At 45.9% G+C, this 20,204-nt stretch carries 15 protein-coding genes, 1 tRNA gene and 1 pseudogene; 14 read left to right on the top strand and 3 right to left on the bottom strand.

Annotation, left to right across the window (positions count from 1 at the left end; genetic code table 11):
- Nucleotide 1: 1 nt before the first annotated feature.
- Nucleotides 2-151, top strand: a complete 150-nt coding sequence (locus QUB52_RS16580) for a hypothetical protein (protein ID WP_265233473.1) — start codon at nt 2-4, stop codon at nt 149-151.
- A 10-nt stretch (nt 152-161) separates the two neighbouring features.
- Here the strand turns inward: QUB52_RS16580 and QUB52_RS16575 are convergent, their stop codons facing one another.
- On the bottom strand, nt 162-1,436 hold the full coding sequence (locus QUB52_RS16575) for a molybdopterin molybdotransferase MoeA (RefSeq protein ID WP_265233474.1): 1,275 nt from the start codon (nt 1,434-1,436) through the stop codon (nt 162-164).
- Between the two features lie 112 nt (nt 1,437-1,548).
- Between QUB52_RS16575 and QUB52_RS16570 the strand changes: the two genes are divergently transcribed.
- From QUB52_RS16570 to cobO, 4 genes are all read left to right on the top strand, one after another.
- On the top strand, nt 1,549-2,169 hold the full coding sequence (locus tag QUB52_RS16570) for a hypothetical protein (RefSeq protein ID WP_265233475.1): 621 nt from the start codon (nt 1,549-1,551) through the stop codon (nt 2,167-2,169).
- 145 nt (nt 2,170-2,314) lie between these two features.
- The gene (locus tag QUB52_RS16565) at nt 2,315-2,905 is read left to right on the top strand and encodes a Uma2 family endonuclease (protein WP_332976215.1); all 591 of its coding nucleotides are present in this window, start codon (nt 2,315-2,317) and stop codon (nt 2,903-2,905) included.
- 90 nt (nt 2,906-2,995) lie between these two features.
- Nucleotides 2,996-3,574: a Uma2 family endonuclease gene (locus QUB52_RS16560; RefSeq protein WP_265233477.1), complete on the top strand. Its 579-nt coding sequence runs from the start codon at nt 2,996-2,998 to the stop codon at nt 3,572-3,574.
- 59 nt (nt 3,575-3,633) lie between these two features.
- Nucleotides 3,634-4,269 carry a cob(I)yrinic acid a,c-diamide adenosyltransferase gene (cobO, locus tag QUB52_RS16555; RefSeq protein WP_265233478.1) on the top strand — a complete coding sequence of 212 codons (636 nt, stop codon included), beginning with the start codon at nt 3,634-3,636 and terminating at the stop codon, nt 4,267-4,269.
- A 9-nt stretch (nt 4,270-4,278) separates the two neighbouring features.
- On the opposite strand, the gene QUB52_RS16550 is transcribed toward cobO, so the two are convergent.
- Nucleotides 4,279-7,017, bottom strand: coding sequence for a glycosyltransferase family 39 protein (locus QUB52_RS16550; RefSeq protein WP_332972997.1), 2,739 nt, complete (start codon nt 7,015-7,017; stop codon nt 4,279-4,281).
- A 132-nt stretch (nt 7,018-7,149) separates the two neighbouring features.
- Here QUB52_RS16550 and QUB52_RS16545 point away from each other — a divergent pair.
- A tRNA-Phe gene (locus QUB52_RS16545) sits at nt 7,150-7,222 on the top strand.
- 70 nt (nt 7,223-7,292) lie between these two features.
- Here the strand turns inward: QUB52_RS16545 and QUB52_RS16540 are convergent.
- The gene (locus QUB52_RS16540) at nt 7,293-8,660 is read right to left on the bottom strand and encodes a DUF4339 domain-containing protein (protein ID WP_332972998.1); all 1,368 of its coding nucleotides are present in this window, start codon (nt 8,658-8,660) and stop codon (nt 7,293-7,295) included.
- Nucleotides 8,661-9,236: 576 nt separating this feature from the next.
- Between QUB52_RS16540 and ribBA the strand changes: the two genes are divergently transcribed.
- The 8 genes and pseudogenes from ribBA to QUB52_RS16500 form a co-directional block, all read left to right on the top strand.
- A complete protein-coding gene (gene ribBA / locus QUB52_RS16535; protein ID WP_442923181.1) occupies nt 9,237-10,955 on the top strand; it encodes a bifunctional 3,4-dihydroxy-2-butanone-4-phosphate synthase/GTP cyclohydrolase II in 1,719 nt (572 codons plus the stop codon).
- 27 nt (nt 10,956-10,982) lie between these two features.
- Nucleotides 10,983-12,422 (top strand): pentapeptide repeat-containing protein, encoded by a 1,440-nt coding sequence (locus tag QUB52_RS16530; RefSeq protein WP_265233482.1) that lies wholly within the window; start codon nt 10,983-10,985, stop codon nt 12,420-12,422.
- A 189-nt stretch (nt 12,423-12,611) separates the two neighbouring features.
- Nucleotides 12,612-14,348 carry a helicase HerA domain-containing protein gene (locus QUB52_RS16525; RefSeq protein WP_265233483.1) on the top strand — a complete coding sequence of 579 codons (1,737 nt, stop codon included), beginning with the start codon at nt 12,612-12,614 and terminating at the stop codon, nt 14,346-14,348.
- A gap of 582 nt (nt 14,349-14,930) precedes the next feature.
- Nucleotides 14,931-15,482: a heme NO-binding domain-containing protein gene (locus tag QUB52_RS16520; RefSeq protein ID WP_265233484.1), complete on the top strand. Its 552-nt coding sequence runs from the start codon at nt 14,931-14,933 to the stop codon at nt 15,480-15,482.
- 7 nt (nt 15,483-15,489) lie between these two features.
- Nucleotides 15,490-16,878 (top strand): sensor histidine kinase, encoded by a 1,389-nt coding sequence (locus QUB52_RS16515; protein WP_265233485.1) that lies wholly within the window; start codon nt 15,490-15,492, stop codon nt 16,876-16,878.
- 616 nt (nt 16,879-17,494) lie between these two features.
- Complete coding sequence (locus QUB52_RS16510; RefSeq protein WP_265233486.1) at nt 17,495-18,499, top strand: RNA polymerase sigma factor, RpoD/SigA family; 1,005 nt, start codon at nt 17,495-17,497, stop codon at nt 18,497-18,499.
- Between the two features lie 267 nt (nt 18,500-18,766).
- Nucleotides 18,767-19,258, top strand: coding sequence for a hypothetical protein (locus QUB52_RS16505; protein WP_265233487.1), 492 nt, complete (start codon nt 18,767-18,769; stop codon nt 19,256-19,258).
- 707 nt (nt 19,259-19,965) lie between these two features.
- A pseudogene (locus QUB52_RS16500) lies at nt 19,966-20,204 on the top strand (RNA-guided endonuclease TnpB family protein); the annotation flags it as partial.

The following is a 20,204-nucleotide window of genomic DNA, read 5'->3' as shown; positions in this document are numbered from 1 at the left end:
TATGAAGGAAGAGGGAAGAAGGAAGAAGGAAGAGGGAAGAAGGAAGAGGGAAGAGGGAAGAAGGAAGAGGGAAGAAGGAAGAGGGAAGAAGGAAGAGGGAGGAAAGAATAAAAAAAGAGTACCGATTATGAAACTAATGACTAATGACTAATGACTACTGACTACTGACTAACTTTTAAAACTTCAACGAATTCGCCGGGCCAAACCCAGGTTTCCGTTGGTGGCAAAACTGCTAAACCAGTTGTATTGGCGAGGTTAATTAAATTGGCTGAATTTTGGCTGCCACTAGCAGGTTCAAATTCCCAGACTCCGGCAACTAAATGTAGTTTACCCCAAATGTAAGTTTCGCGCTTGCCGTGTGATCGCAATTCAACATCACATCGAGCCCGCACAAACTCCGGGCCCCAAGCATCCGCGCCCAGCCCAGACATCTTTCGCAAAGCAGGCACAACAAAGCGCCAACAACAAACTAAAGCTGAAACCGGATTTCCCGGCAAACCAAAATAGAGACAATCCGAACTCGAAATCGGCGAATCGGATTTTTTTTCATCTCGTTTAAACTGAGCAAACGTTAAAGGTTTTCCCGGCTTGATCGCCACAGAGCTTATGTGAATCTGACCTCCCAAATTAGCCAATATTTGATCAATATAATCGTAATCTCCTACCGATACACCGCCAGTCGAAAGTACCACATCTGCGGTAGAAACAGCCTTAGCGATTGCCTTGGTTAGCGCATCTTTACTGTCAGGAACAATCCCCAAGCGAATCGGCTCAAATCCCATTTGCGCCAACAAAACAGTCAAAGCATATTGATTCGAGTCAACCAGTTTTCCCGGTGCTAAAGGTTCGTCTGGCGATACCAATTCATCACCAGTCGAAAAAATTGCTACTCGCAAACGCCGATAAACTGGAACTTGAATGCACTGTGCAGTTGCTAATACCGCTATTTCTGGGGCGTTGATAATTGTACCAGGAGTTAGCAAAGTTGTTCCTGCTTGATAAAAAGCGCCTTTGTGCCTGACAAATGCTTGCGGCTTTTCAGGACAAACTAGGATAAAAATACGATCGCCCTCACGCCTTGTTTCTTCCTGCATTATCACCGTATCAGCACCATCCGGCATCATCGCACCCGTAAAAATCCGTGCTGCTTGGCCCGATTGTACCGTACTTTGAGGCAGATATCCCGCTGGAATATCCTCAACTACTTCAAGTACCGCTGGTTTTTCGGCGCTGCAATTTTCCACATCAGCAAACCGCACCGCGTACCCATCCATTGCCGAATTGTCCCAATAGGGAAAATCGAGGGAACCGGTGACGGATGCAGCCAAAATGCGCCCCGATGCTGCCAACAAGTCTACAATTTCTACATCCCGCTGACTGTCGAGGGGTTGCGCTAAATTTAGAACGATCGATTCTGCTTCTTTTACTGACAGCATCAGTGTCACCCTGTTTGACAAGACTCTTCTTAGTTTAGCAAATCAGCAGCTATAGTGGAAAAGTATTTTTTTATTCGGCTGCGGTAAACTTTCCTTTCGTTGTCCCTCGCTTATGACTATTTTTCGCTCAGCTTTTCGACTCAATTGTTTGTCTCTCTTGCTGGTGGGATTTCTGGTTGTCTTGACTCAGTTGTCAGGCTTGCAAGTCAGCGATTTATTTTTTCACCCTTTTTTCTCCCCCAATCCCAATGTCGCCTTATTAACTCGCACATTTCAAGTATTATGTGCTGTACCAGTCATTGTTTGTAGCTTTAGCTATGGATTGGCTAACACTATGCAGCCGCGCCCTTCAAAACATCGATTTATTCTGTTCTCTGCTTTGTTGACAGGCGCATTTCTGATCAATGAAATTTACAGGATTCATCTATACATTGGCGCTTTGGGAATTCGCAAGTTAGGAGTTAGTTTGCTGTACGCTATTTTTGTCTTCTCCTACGGATGGTTTTTTCGGCGAGAACTAAAGTCTACTCCCTACAAAATCTTGTTAGCTGGATTGGGCTTGTTGTTTTTTGCGATCGGCATGGACGCGCTGCATTTAAAAAGTAAAATATTAGCTAGTATGTTAGAAGGAGTTCCTAAGTTGTTGAGTGAAATCAATATTGCATTTTATTATTGGTATGTCTGCAAATCTTTCCTCGAAAAAGCTTTTTACGACCAGATAAACAGGTTTTAATAACTTTGTGATATAATGCTAGCACAAGGATCTCCCAAAATCTTCCCGCTTCAAAAATAGCATTTCGACTTTACGATTTATACAACCTGCATCGATCGAGGTTTATCTGCGATTAAAATACTCCAAGTGCAGCCTCTAAAATACCATGTTAGCAGTCACCATTAACTTTAATGCGATCGCCCAAATCACCGACGACCAATTTTATCAACTGTGTCGCCAAAACCCCGATGTCAAATTTGAACGCAACGCCAAAGGAGAAATCACCGTCATGTCACCCACAGGAGGAGAAACCGGAAACAGCAATTTTGAAATAGCTACTGATTTTGGAATTTGGAACCGACAAGCTAAACTGGGAGTTTGTTTCGATTCTTCAACTTGTTTCAAACTACCCAGCGGTGCAAATCGTTCTCCCGATGTCTCTTGGATTAAACAAGACAGATGGGATGCACTCACCCCCGAACAAAAACAAAAATTCCCTCCCATCGCCCCAGATTTTGTCCTAGAGTTAATGTCACCAACTGACAGTTTAAAAGATACTCAAGACAAAATGCAAGAATACATGGACAACCAAGTAAAATTAGGCTGGTTAATCAATCGTAAAACGCGCCGAGTTGAAATCTACCGCCAAGGACAAGAAACAGAAATTCTGGAATATCCGACAGAACTTTCAGGAGAAGACATTTTGCCCGGTTTCGTGCTAAACTTGCAAGCAGTCTGGCCTGTAATGCAAAATTAGGTTTTACAAGATTTTTTGGCGAACAGACAACCTGCATCGATCGACGTTCATCTGCACTTAAAATAATCCAAATGCAGCCTCTAAAATACCATGCTAGCAGTCACCATTAACTTTAATGCGATCGCCCAAATCACCGACGACCAATTTTATCAACTGTGTCGCCAAAACCCCGATGTCAAATTTGAACGCAACGCCAAAGGAGAAATCACCGTCATGTCACCCACAGGAGGAGAAACCGGAAACAGCAATTTTGAAATAGCTACTGATTTTGGAATTTGGAACCGACAAGCTAAACTGGGAGTTTGTTTCGATTCTTCAACTTGTTTCAAACTACCCAGCGGTGCAAATCGTTCTCCCGATGTCTCTTGGATTAAACAAGACAGATGGGATGCACTCACCCCCGAACAAAAACAAAAATTCCCTCCCATCGCCCCAGATTTTGTCCTAGAGTTAATGTCACCAACTGACAGTTTAAAAGATACTCAAGACAAAATGCAAGAATACATGGACAACCAAGTAAAATTAGGCTGGTTAATCAATCGTAAAACGCGCCGAGTTGAAATCTACCGCCAAGGACAAGAAACAGAAATTCTGGAATATCCGACAGAACTTTCAGGAGAAGACATTTTGCCCGGTTTCGTGCTAAACTTGCAAACACTCTGGGCTTAACTAGACATCCTAAATATATCAGCGTTTATTTGCGTTGATCTGCGGTTAAAATAAATCTCATGGAAACCAATACAGAAACAACTACGACGACTGGCTTAACTGCCGAACAGCATAAACAAAAAATGCAGCGCCGACAAGAAGTCCAGGCGCAGCGAATTGCTAATGCTGCGGAAGACAAAGGCTTAATTATTGTCAATACGGGTAACGGTAAAGGCAAAACTACGGCTGCTTTGGGTATGGTTTTGCGATCGCTCGGTCACGGCTACCGCGTCGCCATAGTACAATTTATCAAAGGAGCTTGGGAACCGGCAGAGAAAGCCGTTTTTGAACTCTGGGAAAATCAGCTAGAATTCCATGCAATGGGTGAAGGTTTTACCTGGGATACGCAAGACCGCAATCGAGATATCGAAACAGCTCAAAAAGCCTGGGATAAAGCTCTAACTTTTATCTGTAATCCCGAATTTAAATTAGTCTTACTAGATGAAGTCAATATAGCATTAAAGCTTGGTTATTTGCAAGTCGAGCAAGTGCTCGCAGGCTTAGACCAAAAACCAGTAGACTCTCATGTGATTCTAACAGGCCGAGGCGCGCCACCAGAATTGATTGAACGCGCCGACTTGGTGACGGAAATGACTTTGGTTAAGCATCCATTTCGAGAACAAGGCATTAAAGCTCAAGCAGGTATTGAGTATTAATCTTACTTGTTAGATTTTCAACTGTTTTAGGAATTGCAAATCTTGCCACGCTTGGATGAGATTGCCTTGCATCAAGGCTGCTAAACCGTTTAAAACTCTAATTTCTGGCAGGTTGGGGTTGAGGGCTAGGGCTGGTTTTAAGGCAGTTTCAGCGGCTTTGGGATGCCAACCGTAAATCTGGACGAAGGCGAGATAAGCATAAGCATAGGGGTTTTGAGAGTCGAGTTGGGTGACTTTTTCTAAAGCTGCGATCGCACTTTCGACATTCTGCTGCAATACTGTAGAAAATGCCAAAGCATAAGCCCATTCTAGATTATTCGGTTCCTGCTTCAGCCGATATGCTAACGCTTGTTGCGCTTGCACTGTATAATCCTGAGTTGGATCGTACTGATTGATGCGCCCAATTTCCTCAAACACGGGTTCTAAACCGGGCAATCCTTTCGGTAAATTAACTGCCATTTCCCGCAATTGAGTCACCAAATCTAACTCCGGCATATCTTCGTTTGCTGGGACTTGTTTGGTGATTTTCAAGTTTTTCTCATTTTCGCTCCCCCTTCGAGTCTGGGAAGCAATAACCGCAGGCTCAGCGTCAATTTTAAGCGTTACCTGCGGCACTTTCATCGGATAAGTTTCGCCGGTTTTGCGATTCAGATAAGTAGCTTGCAGACTGTAACTTCCCGGTGCAATATTAGCAGGAGTCAGCATCGCGGTGCGATCGACAACTCGGAATCCCACAGCAAATTTATCCGCTTCCAGCATCCCCGGATGCAAAGTCCCCTGGGCGATCGCGCGATCGTGTAAAATCCTGAAAGTCTGTCCCGGTGGAATATCACCAGACTGCTGATTTTGCCACGTTAACAACACTAAACCAGACTGCAACTGCTGCCAAGGCCCTGACCAAATATAAGTAACCGGCAGCGCTACACCGGGAACAGGTTTTGCCAGGACAGTCACTTGCTCTAATTGTACTTGCGATCGCGCTTCAGGCAACGGCTGTACTTCCACCGCGTGCGATCGCTTGCGATAAAGATTCAAATTAGTATTGTCAGGCAAAACCCAACTTTTTTGCAACTGAAACTTGCCGCCAGTTTCAATCGTCGCCACTGCTGCATTTTGAGCTTTTTTAATCCGTTCCCGAATCGAACCTTGCGGGCCAGTTTTAGTTACAAACCAAGAAAGCGATCGCACATCCTGCGGCACTTCTTTTAAATTAGTTCCCACCTGCCGCCCGTAAACCTGAAAATTAGCTAAAGCACCATAATAATTCAAATTATGCTGGTTAATTTCCGGCGTCGAAGGCAACACGCCCAAAGTCGATTGCAAATAAGGTTCCGTCTCGATAATTTCCGCAATTACTTCTTGGTGTGGCCACTCTTTCCCTAAGTAAGGATAGCTGGAATTGCCGGGACTAAAAACTTGGACTAAGCTATTTCCAAAACCACCTCCCAGCGGCCAGATATGAAATAGCATCGCCAGAATTGCCAAGCCAATTGTTCCCCAACGAATTTGCTTTCCCCAACGTTGAGGCCACAGGGTTAAACAGTAGGCTAAAAAGATTGCGACTATTGGTAAATAAGGTATCACATATCTGTCATCTTTGTTGATATTTAGGGAATTAATTAAATAAGATCCTACCCAAAATACCGCCAGCCACCGACAGGAGTTAAGGTACAAGATTGATTGACTATCGGCTTTGTTTAGCCAATAATACAGTATAAATCCAACTAAGGGAATCAGTAACAGAGGCCAGGAAATCTGTTCGGGTAAGTGTTGAATATAGTAAATCCAAGCACCGATGGTATTCAAGCCCGGATCTCCTTCGGCGATCGCAGAATCCAGCGTTGCCCGTTTTCCCCCGGTCAAAATTAACAGCCAATTGGTTTTCGCCCACGGGCCAAACACCGCCGCCGACAGCAACAAAGCACCAGCTAATTGAGCTAATCTCCCCCAAGCTTTTTGCCGCACTGCACCAACCGCCAACCACAGAATCGGCGTAAACAAAAATAATACTGTAGTGTGTTTAACTAATATTGATAAACCCAGAGAAATCCCAAAGGCGATCGCCCAAAAGAAAGAAGAGGGGGAGAGGGGGAGAGGGGGAGATTGGGAGATTGGGAGATTGGGAGATTGGGAGAGGGGGAGAGGGGGAGAAGAGGGAGAGAATTTATGCTTCTTTTTAGTTCCTTCTTCCAACTTCAGTCTATCCGTTACATCCGCTACAAAATCCGCTGCCGAACCTTCTTCCTTCCACATTGTCAGACAATAGAAACAAAAAGTAATGGCAGCAGTGAGGGGGAAATCAAGTAAAAATTGCAGGCGAAACCGATAAAGTCCCGGCAACAAAACGCAAATTGCAGCAGCCCACAAACCAACTTGCCGATTAAATAATTTGGTGCCCAAATTGTAGACTGAGGCGAGCAGAATAGCACTAAATAATAAATGAACGAGGGTTGCCCGATCGCCCCCAGCGCCAAAAATATGCAAAAACGGCACCGTTAAAATGTACACCAAGGGCGGAATCTTCGTTGACAGCAGCCAGAAATTTGTCCACCACTCCCCAGACAACCACAGAGGATGCTGCAACGCTTGGAAGTAATTCAGGGTGCTAGTGAGGTATTCTGCTTGATCCCAGGCGGGTACCGAGCGATCGAGGGCAAACCAGAGGCGATCGCTAATTGCCCCCAGCAGCCAAATTATGCCTAAGATCAGCATACTCTTGCCCCGGCTGTCTCGATGTTGCACTGCCATTGCGATTGTTGGATTTTAGGTTGCAGCTTTAGCTTACAGGTGGGCGGTTCCCGGCGATCTAAAAAATAGTTTGAAAAAGTGCTTGCTAAATTCCGTATGTGTCTGCTAAGATAGTAAAGCGCGAAAAAACAAGCCGAGATAGCTCAGTTGGTAGAGCAGTGGACTGAAAATCCACGTGTCCGGAGTTCAAATCTCCGTCTTGGCATCGCAAAACCCTCACAATGTTGAGGGTTTTTTTTTAAGTAAAATGCGGGTCAACATGAAGCGATCGCCCCTTATTTTTTTTGAGTTAGAAATTGTGCTAATTCGGGAATTTCACCAGCGCGCTGCCATTCGGCTTCACCCGCGCGTACTTTGGTACGATCGGTAATCTGCTGCACATCTCGCAACTGTCGCTTAGTATAAGGCCCCTCGGCTTTACCGCTGCGGAATACGTACCACTGAGCCTGCTGTGACTTAGGCTTTTTCGTTGCTGAAGGCGGTTTTCTGACAGGCTTCATCCGAACATCGCCTAACTCCGCTGCAAGCTGGTTGAGTTCGACTGCAACTGGATCGGGAGCAGGTAAATTACGATTGGGCGATCGCTTTTTGGCTGAGGGCTCGCCGCTGGCAATTTCTACTTCACGACGCCAACCCCAGAAATGCCACTGCGCCACCCAAACTAGCGCCACGACACATCCTAACATCTCTTTTCCTGTTTCTGACCATTTTGACGGATCTCCAAACAACCTGATGGCGATCGCACCGAGTACGATCGCGCTCAAATTGAAATAAATTAGGTACGTAGTATCATTAGCCGCTAAATGCCAACTGGTTGTATGCCGCACAAAAGATTGGCTGGCTGCTGTTTTGTTGTGTTTCCAAGCTTTTCGAGCTTGAATCCGACTGTTACCAGGAAAGTCAGTTGGCCACCACTTCGCTGCCCAATTAACTAAATGCGCTGACCAATATTGCAAAGCTGCATATCCGACGATGCCGCTTAGAAACACAGAAATAACTAACAGAAAGGTTGTTAGCGGCAGTAGCTTTTGTGGCACGATTTCGGTCGTGGCAACAGTTAGCAGAAAAAACGGAGTACCGGTTAGTGTTGGAACTAACAGGAGTTCAAATATTTTTAGTAGGTTTGCATAGAAAATCCATAGGAATTTGAGAATAATTTTAAGCAGCTTGGCAAAGCGGAAGTGATATAAGTAAGCAGATGCGATCGCAGTTCCTACAATTAAAGCCAGAATCCTGCTCGAAGAGTCCCTGAGTGGCAGCATCAAAAAGGCGATCGCTGGAATTCCCATCACGATTGCAGCCGGCAGCATCAGAAATGCGATAATCCCTTCCCTCCAGTGCAGCCAAGCCGATACTGTTACTGTGGGCTGCTGGTTGTGGCGGCGGATTTCCACCCACTCGGCAACTTTAGTTAAGCCCCAATGGTAGAAAGCAAATAACGGTATCTGGCACAACCAAGCAAATGCGATCGCGCCTTTAGAGTCAGAATTTCTGATGATGTACCAGTACGCTGTGCTAAATCTGTAGTAGTAGTAGTAATATCCAGGCAGCAGAAAGGAAACAATCAGCCAAAAACCGCTGCTTAATGCAAAACCTTTTCCCCATGATGCAGGAAAGGGGAGGAACTTTGGCCAGTTATTCATGATTGGGGCAATTGGAGGGATCTCAATTATTGTCCCACTACACTTGAGTTCTGGCAATTGCTTTAGTGTTCAGACAAAGCATTGGCTCATTACGCCACCTCTCTTAGACAGATCCATGTTTTAAGAATAGCGCTACATCCGGGCAGGCTGATCGCCGCAAAACCGTGCCTAAGAAATTCAAAACCGATCGCTTATCGCTGCTTTGCTTAGAGTAATAATTGCTAAATCAACAACTCAACCGCGCTATAACAATCATATTAATATCGGAAAAATTCGGATTTAGAGTAAACATAATTGTGCTGATCTTTCCCTAAAAGCCTCGCAATCTCGATCGAACTCACGAAATACTCAGGCATTTTTTGATTGACAAAAAGCAATATCTATAGTATAAAAGCTCGAAAATGGTTTCAAACTTATCTGGACAGGGCAATCCCCTGCCGGAAACAAAAGGTTACAATCAAAAATAGATTCTATTTCGATAACAATACAGTTTATAGCTTGAAGTCCTCAGTGCCAAATAACAACACCCCAACTCAATCCTTTCAATTTGACTCAATCGACAGCGCCCTCGCAGACATGAAAGCAGGTCGGATGCTGGTAGTAGTAGATGACGAAAACCGCGAAAACGAAGGCGACGTGATTTGTGCCGCCCAATTCGCCACTCCCGACAATATCAATTTTATGGCAGTGAACGCCCGGGGTTTGATTTGTCTGGCCTTGAGCGGCGAAAGACTCGATCGGCTCGAACTACCCCTGATGGTTAGCAAAAACACCGACAACAATCAAACAGCCTTCACCGTCAGCATCGATGCAGTCAACGGTGTCAGTACCGGCATCTCCGCCGAAGACCGGGCCCGCACCATCCAAGTATCCATCCACCCGGACACCAAACCTCAAGACTTGCGCCGTCCCGGTCACATTTTCCCGCTGCGGGCGATCGACGGTGGTGTCCTCAAACGCGCTGGCCACACCGAAGCCTCCGTTGACCTCGCCAGACTCGCCGGCCTCTATCCCAGCGGCGTGATCTGCGAAATTCAAAACCCTGACGGTTCGATGGCGAGGTTGCCGGAATTAATCGAGTATGCCAAAACGCACAATCTCAAAATCATCAGCATTGCTGATTTAATTAGCTACCGACTCAAGCACGATCGCTTCGTCCGCCGCGAAACCGTCGCCAAATTGCCCACGGAATTCGGCGATTTTATGATTTACGCCTACCGCGACACTCAAGACAATTCAGAACACGTTGCTATTGTCAAGGGCGACCCCGCAGAATTTAAGGACAAACCCGTGATGGTGCGAGTGCATTCGGAATGTCTGACCGGCGATGCTTTGGGTTCGCTGCGCTGCGACTGTCGGATGCAACTGCAAGCGGCACTGAAAATGATCGAAAGTGCCGGTTCTGGCATCATAGTTTACTTGCGCCAAGAAGGTCGGGGCATTGGATTGGTAAATAAGCTAAAAGCTTACTCGCTGCAAGATTTGGGATACGATACCGTGGAAGCTAACGAGCGGTTGGGCTTTCCCGCTGATTTGCGGAACTACGGTGTCGGAGCACAAATGCTCAACGATTTGGGAGTGCAAAAAATTCGGTTGATTACCAACAATCCGCGCAAAATTGCTGGTTTGAAAGGTTACGGCATTGAAGTTGCCGATCGCGTCCCCTTACTGATAGAAGCCACAGATTACAACTCGATCTATCTGGCAACAAAAGCCGAAAAACTCGGTCATCTGCTGCTGCAAACTTATTTAGTCACAGTGGCGATTCAGTGGAACGCAGCGAAGGAAGCAGGAAGAGGGAAGAAGTCAACCCCCCCCTGCCCCCCCCAAGGGGGGAAATTCAGGAAGAGGGAAGAAGGAAAAGAGGAAGATACTGTCATTCAAAATCGGTACGGACACTTAGAAAAACTGCGGCATTTGGCGGCTAGCCACGACTTGCTGCTGCAAGAAGAAGCGCGGCCGGTGGGCATAGCTTTGTTTGGAGAAGGCTCGCTCATCGTTCACCTAGGCTTCGATCAAGCCGGACTCGCGGCCCCCGACTGGTACTCGGACACAAATCATCCTTACGTCAAGGCGATCGGGCAAATTCTCGCAGAAATCAGCACAGAATCCGACTTGAAAACACTAGAATTCATTGTTTCCTCCGGTGGCGATCCGCTCAAAACCCTGCAAGTCCAGCTCGATCGCGAAAACCTCCCCCTCGGACAAGTCGCGTCCGCGTGCGCGAGGCTTCAACCTCAAAAAATCTATAGTTTTTCCCCTATTCCCGATTCAGCCCTCGGAATGTCAAGCTAGGGTCAAGAATAGAAAGGGCAAATCGACATGGAAATGAACGTTGGTGACTTTCTGCACCGGCTCGACCTCAGGGGACAAGCACTTAAAGGCACCAACCTCGGCGGTGCAGAACTCCGGGGAGCAAACCTCAGGGGAACAGACCTCCGAGAAACCAACCTCAGCGACGCTAGTCTCAGGTATGCAGACCTGATCGAAGCCGACCTCACCGGCGCCAATCTCAGCGGGGCGGATTTAGCTGAGTCATTGCTCAATTTAGCCAACCTCACCAGAGCCGATTTGACCGGTGCTGTCCTCCGAGAAGCTACTCTCGTAGGAGCCGAACTCAGTCAAGCCAACCTCAAACAAGCAAGTTTGATCAAGGCCAATTTAGTTGGAGCAAATCTCCAGGAAGCCAACTTAACGAGAGCCAACCTCAGCGGAGCAGATTTGCGCGGTTCTCAGATGACTGGCGTCATTTTAGACAAAACAGTCTACAACAACCGGACTATCTTTCCTGACGATATTGACCCACGCGCAATGGGAGCAATTTTGCTAGCTCCCAATGCCTCGCTCCCCGGCTTAAATCTGGCTATGGTAGATTTGACCGAAGCCGACTTAAAAGGAGCCGATTTGCGGCGGACAAACTTATACAAAGCTATTTTATTTGGAGCAAAACTCGATCGGGCAAACTTAGCAGGAGCCAACATCAGCGGAGCGGACTTGAGGGAAGCCAGTTTGAGCGGCACCATTTTAGAAAAAGCTGTTTACAGCAACAAAACATTGTTTTCAGAAGGCATTGACCCCCGTCAAGCCGGAGCTTATTTAATTGCTCCCAATGTATCGCTGCAAGGGGTAAACTTAACCGGAGCCGACTTAAACGGGTCAGATTTAAGCGGAGCTAATTTGAGCGGTTCTAACTTAAGTTCGGTCAATCTCAAAAATGTAGATCTCAGCAGAGCCAGCTTAAAAAAAGCTTACCTCAAAGGTGCAAACTTGGAGGGAACAGACTTAAGAGGAGCCGATTTAAGCGGCGCAATTTTGCACCAAGTAAACTTGTGTTCTTCTGACCTCCGGGGTGTAGACTTAACCAGAGCCGACCTCAGCGGCGCTAATTTAAGCGATGCCGATTTGAGGGAGACAGATTTCACCGGAGCTACTTTGCTGTTCGCTAACTTGAGTGGGGCCGATTTGAGAGGTGTAGACTTGACAAAAGCTGACCTCAGCGGCGCGAAGTTAAACGAAGCTGACCTCAGAAAAGCAGATTTGATGAGAGTAAATTTGGAGGGAGCAGATTTAACTGAGGTAGACTTGAGCGATGCTCATTTATTCCGAGTTAATCTCAGAGGTGCTAACCTTAAAGGTGCAAACCTCAAAGGCGCAAGTTTGAAAGGAGTATCTTTGACCGATGCTTATTTGAGCGAAACGGATTTGACCGATGTAGACCTGCATCCGAGTTTATTTGAATGGCCATTAGCATCGGAATTATAATTGACAGTTGGCAGTTGACAGTTGACAGTTGGCAGTTGACGGTTGACAGTTAACAGTTGGCAGTTGCTAGTTGGCAGTTGCTAGTTGCTAATAATTGCCGAATAACAAATAAACGAATAACAAATAAACGAATAACAACTGACAACTGACAACTGACAACTAATCAACTGACAACTAATCAACTGACAAATGACTAATGACAAACCGTTAGGCTCTGTTATTCAAGGTTCCCTCAGCAAGGGATTAGAAGTGCGATTGCACGCCGACGTTTCGGTGGAAGATATGAGGGTGGGGAAATTTCTAGTAGTGCGGGGGGTGCGATCGCACTTTTTCTGTATGCTCACCGACGTGTCTCTCGGAACATCCAGCGGACGCATTTTATCCAACCCTCCCAACCCCAACGACGATTTTCTGATCGCAGTCCTCGCCGGTAGCAGCACCTACGGTACGATCGAGCTTGCGCCCATGTTGATGCTGACTGCGGAAAAAGAAAAATCTCAAGCAATCTTCAATCCAACAGGTAACGGAGTCCCCGATAAAAAGTTGGCATTAGGCAATTTGGGTTCTTTTGAGGCACAAAGTGGTGCGGATATGGAACTGCTGCCGGTCAAAACTATTCCCAGCCACTTTTCCCAGGTGTTTGATGCCAAAGAAACCGACTTTCGAGCGGTTTTTGGCTGGGAAGATGACCCCTATCGCCGCAATTTTGCGATCGGCAAACCGATTGACATGGACGTGGCTGTATGCTTGGATTTAGACCGATTTGTGGAACGCAGCAACGGAGTTTTTGGTAAGTCGGGAACAGGAAAATCTTTTCTGACGCGCTTGCTGCTGTCGGGAATTATTCGCAAACAAGCTGCTGTTAATCTAATTTTTGATATGCACTCGGAGTACGGCTGGGAAGCAGTTTCGGAAGGAAAACAGTTCAGCACTGTTAAAGGTTTGCGGCAGTTATTTCCCGATAAAATTCAGATTTATACCCTCGATCCAGAATCGACAAAACGCCGGGGTGTCCGTGACGCTCAAGAGTTATTTTTGAGTTTCGAGGAAATTGAAGTGGAAGATATCTCGCTAGTGCAGCGGGAGTTGAATTTGTCGGAAGCTAGTATCGAGAATGCGATTATTTTGCGCAATGAGTTGGGCAAGGGTTGGATTAACAAGTTGTTGGAAATGACCAACGAAGATATCCAAATGTTTTGCGAAGAAAAGCGGGGAAATAAATCTTCGATTATGGCTTTGCAGCGCAAATTAGAGCGTTTAAATGATTTGAAATATATTCGCAAACGCTGTCCAAAAAATTATGTAACTGAAGTTTTGCAGTGTTTGGATAGCGGTAAAAATGTAGTAATTGAGTTTGGTTCGCACTCGGATTTGCTGTCGTATATGTTAGCAGCCAATGTGATTACTCGCCGCATTCACGCATCTTATGTGCGGAAAGCTGAGAAGTTTTTGCAGAGTAAAAATCCGTGCGATCGCCCGCAACCATTGGTGATTACCATTGAGGAAGCCCACCGCTTTCTCGATCCAGCGATCGTGCGATCGACTATTTTTGGTACAATTGCCCGCGAAATGCGAAAATACTTCGTAACTCTGCTAATTGTAGACCAGCGTCCCTCCGGTATCGACGGCGAGGTGATGTCGCAAGTCGGCACGCGGATTACAGCTTTGCTAAACGACGATAAAGACATCGATGCTATCTTTACGGGCGTTTCAGGAGGCCAGAGTTTGCGATCGGTTTTGGCCAAACTAGACTCGAAACAGCAAGCATTAGTTTTGGGGCACGCTGTACCGATGCCGGTAGTTGTACAGACTCGTCCCTATGATGAGCAATTCTACAGGGAAATCGGGGATATCGACTGGCAAGAAATGCCCGATGAACAAGTATTTGCCGAGGCAGAATCTGCTAAAATGGATCTGGGATTTTAGATTGACAACGGCTAGATTCATTACAGAACTTAGGCAAATGTTACTGTAAATTAATCGTTGCGAACAATTGGCGATCGCTGGCAATGACGGAAATACCTGGTTTTTGCCTGAGTTATAAATTAGAAAGTGCGAGGCTCGACAGTAAAATAAAATTAGCCCTCATCTAGGAGCCCAGGAGTTTTCCCCCTCATACCCTCAGCCCTCATTTCACAAAATTTAAGATAAATAAAACTTAGGCATTTAAACACAATTTTTAAGGGTTTGAGGATTTTTTAGCAGCTAGCTAGGAGTCGGAAAGCCCGATCGTCTCTAACTTTATGGAAACCCAAAATTTGAGTTTAAGTTATATTAATCGCTGGCGGCACTCTCGACTGTCATAATCGGTTTTAAAGGAATTTTACCAATTTACTATGTATTTTTTGAGACAAAGAACGGTTGCTTCGTGGCGATCGCAAGTTGGAAATTCCCGTTCAAATTCGCAGTTTGAAAATTCTCAGTGAGGCAGGCGGTCTACAATATAATTCAAGCCCGATGAAGTGCAAGTATCAAAAAAACACTCGCCTCGATAAGCAGGAGTAATCTATGTACGGTTTAGTTAACAAAGCGATCGAAGAAATGGTCTGTTCTCGCTTCGGGGAAGAGACTTGGGAAACCATCAAAGAGAAAGCAGATGTAGACATTGACGTTTTCATGACAATGGATGCTTATCCAGACGATCTCACTCACCGCCTGGTACATTCGGCAAGCGAAGTGCTAGGAATGAGCGCCGATGATATTTTACAGGCTTTCGGCGAATACTGGGTAATCTATACCGCCTCTGAAGGCTACGCCCAAATCCTCGATCTGGCGGGAGATAACCTGCGGGAGTTTCTGGCAAACCTCGACAACCTCCACGCCCGCGTAGGGTTGAATTTTCCCCAGCTTCAACCGCCTTCGTTTCAGTGTACTGAAAACTCAGAAAATAGCATGGAACTGCACTATTACTCTCACAGGCAAGGGTTTGCCCCAATGGTGAAGGGGCTGTTGAAAGGTTTGGCGTGCCGATTCCAAACAGAGGTAGAGATCGAGCAAACAAGCGATCGCACTCAGGGAGCAGATCGCGACGTGTTCTCCATCCACTGCAAATCTAGCTAAAACTATTATGGTTTCCCCTGCATTCAGTTCTTCTCCTCTGATATTTGCAAAAGCTTTTCCATTTCATTTAGCATTCCGGAGATGGGAGACTGAAATTGTGCATTTGGGAGATGTTTTAGCTCGGATCTGCCCCGAATTATCTTTAGGAAGTTCGCTGAAGGAACACTTTCGGATCGAACGCCCGAACGTTCCTCTAGAATTTGACGCCATTCGAGAGCAGTCTCGCTCGATCTTCCTTCTCGAATCCCTCCACAACAAAATGCTGCTCAAAGGGCAGATGGTTGCGGCGGAAAATCAAGAAGTAATCTTTTTCCTCGGTTCCCCTTGGATCGCAGACTTAGCGGATCTCGCCCCGCTGGGGCTGACGATTAACGATTTCGCCCTTCACGATCGGGTAGTTGACTTGCTTTTCTTGTTGCAAGCACAGAAAACTGCCTTAGCGGATGCTAAAAAATTGAATGAGAAATTAACCACACAGCGAGCTCAATTGCGATCGGCACTACAGGAAGCAGAACAGGCGGCGAATGCTGTGGCCCAAAACCAACAACTCAAGAAAACTCTGCAAGAATTGCAGCAAACCCAAGCGCAACTGATCCAAAGCGCCAAAATGTCGAGCCTCGGTGAACTTGTCGCGGGTGTAGCTCATGAAATCAACAATCCTGTCAATTTTATTCTAGGCAATCTCGACTGCGCCCGCGACAACATTCAACAGTTGCTGAAACTGATAGAACTCTATCAAAAATACAATCCCGCTCCGGCACCGGAAATTCTAGCTTATAGAGATGAAATTGAATTTGAATTTTTAAATGAAGACTTGCCTAAACTTTGCTCTTCCATGCGGGTGGGCGCTGACCGGATTGGCAAGATCGTGCTGTCGCTGCGTAATTTTTCTCGCCTAGACGAAGCGGAAATGAAGTTTGTTAATATCCACGAAGGGCTAGATAATACGCTGCTAATACTGCAACACCTGCTCAAAGAAAATAATGGCAGGCCGGAAATTGAAGTGATTAAAGAATATGGCGATTTGCCACTTATAGAATGTTATCCAGGACAGCTCAATCAGGTGTTTGTCAATCTGCTCGGCAATGCCATAGATGCTATAGAAATGGGTGCCAGTGAGGGCGGTAGGATTCGGATTCGCACGGAACTTTTGCAGGCGGGCGATCGCGCCCAAGTGCTAATTGCCGATAACGGACCGGGATTTGACACTCTTGTGAGCGATCGAATGTTTGACCCGTTTTTTACCACAAAACCTGTAGGTCAGGGTACGGGGTTGGGGCTCTCAATCAGTTACCAGATTGTTGTTTTGAAACATCAGGGGTTGATTCGTGGCATTTGTGCACCGGGTTCGGGAGCGGAGTTTTGCGTTGAAATTCCATTGAGGCAAAAAAATTAGGCTGGCGCGTTCACAGCCAGCTTTTATAGACTTTTACTTACTCCTCGCAGAATTTCCTTATCACATTTTAAGAAAAATGTCAATAAATATTTTAAACCGTAAGTTGCAGCGAATAGGGCGATCGAGTTCGGTTATCTCGCATCTTAGCATCTAGGCAGGGAGAAAAATTCAAGCGATGATAGAACAGAGAGCAAAAAAAGCCCTCGAATTGCATGAGTTTGTTTGCATGAGTCTGTTTGCATGAGTATTGTAAAGTTGAGTTGCAGTTAAAACTAGCAGGGAATTTAAAACCTTAAGGAAAAATGTAGAATCTTGACCTTAAGACAGAGGCTTTTACCCTTTACGATCCTGAAAATTTGGAATAGTATTGAGAAAAGTAAACTCTTGCTTCACTTCGCCGGGAACTAGCCGTTAAAGCTAGTGAGCTACGGAAAATCAACGGGGATTACTAGAAAATTCAGCACAAAAGTAATCCAAAACCACAAGCTTCTACCGATCGTCACCGAGAAACAGGATGGGTAACATCCCCCTGTCGCAGTCTTTATCCCACTTGTAAAAGTGGGACAGGGTATCACCAACTTTTTATCTGTTGTTACAAGGAGTGCAAAACTCACCCATGTCCACTACAACCCCTAAAACCAAAACAGTGAAAGCCGATCGCACGAGCAGTCGGCCATACTCCTCAACGGATACGGTTCGTACCTATCTGCACGAAATCGGTCGCGTACCCCTGCTAACCCGAGAAGAAGAGATTGTTTTCGGGAAGCAGGTACAGCAAATGATGAAATTAATCGAAGCAAAACAAGCATTTGCTAAAGAATGGCAGCGGGATCTTACGAACGAAGAGTGGGCTGCCGAAATGGAGTTGGCGGAAGCCGAACTGAACCGGATATTGCAAATAGGGCGGCGCGCCAAGCAAAAGATGATTGAAGCGAATTTGCGCTTAGTAGTGGCGATCGCCAAAAAATACCAAAAACGCAATATGGAATTCTTGGATTTAATTCAAGAAGGAACTCTCGGTTTAGAACGAGGAGTAGAAAAATTTGACCCGATGCGGGGATACAAATTTTCTACCTATGCGTACTGGTGGATTCGCCAAGCAATCACTCGCGCGATCGCCCAACACGCCCGCACCATTCGATTACCAATTCACATCACCGAAAAACTCAACAAAATCAAAAAAGTGCAGCGGGAACTCACCCAGCAGTTTGGCCGTTCTCCCTCGCCTGCGGAAATTGCCACCGCCCTGGAACTGCAACCTTCGCAAATTCGAGAATACCTACTGATGGCAAGACATCCCGTTTCTTTGGACTTGCGGGTAGGAGACAACCAAGATACCGAACTGCAAGAACTCTTAGAGGACGAAACTGCATCTCCAGATAACTATATTACCTCAGAATTGCTGCGACAAGACCTGAATACTTTGATCTCAGAACTTACCCCGCAGCAGCGAGATGTGATTATTCTGCGCTTTGGTTTAGAAGACGGCACCGAAATGTCGCTGGCGAAAGTCGGAGAAAGGCTGAATCTCAGCCGCGAACGAGTGCGACAGCTAGAACATCAAGCTCTCGCCCACCTGCGGCGGCGCCAATCTCAAGTACGAGAATACTTGGCTAGTTAGTCACTAAAGGAGTTGAGATTTCCCCCAAATCTCAACTCCTTTTTTGGTGTTTGTGCTGCTGGCAAGGATATTTTTATTTGAAAGTCGATCGCGTGATCGCAAAATTTATCAAAACTAATCTGAGATTTGAATTCAGGAACCGGGCGGGCGATCGAGAATTCAAATTAATAACCTGCGTTCAGCCAAATACCCGGTTTCTTGACGAGCTTTTTGAAACCGGTATAAAAGGCGCTGCGAGGCAGTTATTATGAATTTTGGGGCAAGCGAGTGGTTTTGACTTATTTGATATTGACAAGCAGTTTAGAGGCGATCGCCCTTGGTCTCTCGCCCGGTAACTTTAGCATCGCATGGACGGCACGCCCGCTTGGACACTCGGAGATCAAATCCGGCGTTTTTAGTTCGCAATCTCCCCCAAATGCTGTGCCAGATACCGCTAGTACAGGTTTATCAGAGGGTATTTACCTCTACGGCCAGTCGAGCCAGCCCGATGAAATTAAACAAGAATATTTTGTATTTGAAATGCGTCAGAGCAAGGTAGTCGGGGCTTTTTACCTGCCTCGGTCTGCTTTTTACTGTTTTTACGGCACTGGCGATCGAAATCAGTTAAATTTAACAGTAGTAGACACTTACGACGGCACTCGCTCTCCCTACTCCGTAAACCTGCAACAGTATTACCCTCTTTCCGTCGTCAGCGACAACGATCGACGAATTTTGAGTATTTGCAAGGAAGCTCACAAACAGCAGGTGTGGGGAAACTAATATCATTTTCGATTGGGGATTGGGGATTAAAGAATTGGAAATTACTCACTGCATAAGAGTTTGCAGTCTGCCTACAGTTGCATCCATAAAAATAATACGGGAAGCGGGAAACGAGCGCGACTTTAGTCCTGAGAGGAAAGCGACGCGGGGACTTCAGTCCCCGTGTCTTTCTTGGTTAGCAGAATGGTGTGGATCTTCTTTATAGTTCTTAACGACTTCATAAGAAGAAATACGGTAAGTGGGAAACGAGCGCGACTTTAGTCCTGAGAGGGAAACGACTCGGCGATTTCAATCGCCTTGAATCTTCTGTTATAATTGAGCAGTGAGTAAGAATAATCAACTACGTGTTGAACCATTCCTAGTACGGCGAAATTCCGGCTACTTAGTACGGGGCTAGATACCCAACACAAAAAGAGCAAGTAATAGTAGGATGGGGAGCGTACCGAATTTTGGCTTTGCGTTGAACTCCGAAAACAACCAAAAGTAGAAAAGTAAGCGCAATAGCAGCGTCGCAAGACAGTTGTTCTGAGCGAAAGCGAGGCACTTTGACAATGCCTTTGAAGATTGCTTCGGCGGTCTATTCAAGAATCTCAGTCTATGAAAGAGCTGAGAGTGTCAATGCTAAATAAAATTGTGTTGTCGTAACTTGACTTGTCTACTATATTCCTTTAAACTAAATAAATCAATTAATTTTTTAGGAAAAAGGGGTGGCTAAAATCAAAAAAGCAATGGGAGTACAACAAATATTTCTAGCTCCTAACAAAGAAGTTGAAGCAGTGTTGCAGTATCTCTGCCGGCAATCGGGAAAGCTGTACAATAGCGCTGTTTATTTCGCTCGTCAGACATTTTTTAAAACGGGAAAACTGCTGACAGGAAAATTCGACTTATCTTTTGAACCGTCAATTTCTAAATCGATGGTTGCTAAGTCACTGCCTTCAACACCCAT

Source organism: Microcoleus sp. A6-C6, from assembly GCF_036705955.1.
Lineage (GTDB): Bacteria > Cyanobacteriota > Cyanobacteriia > Cyanobacteriales > Microcoleaceae > Microcoleus.
The sequence above is the reverse complement of the archived record's forward strand: the minus strand, read 5'-3'. Positions and strand labels throughout refer to the sequence as shown.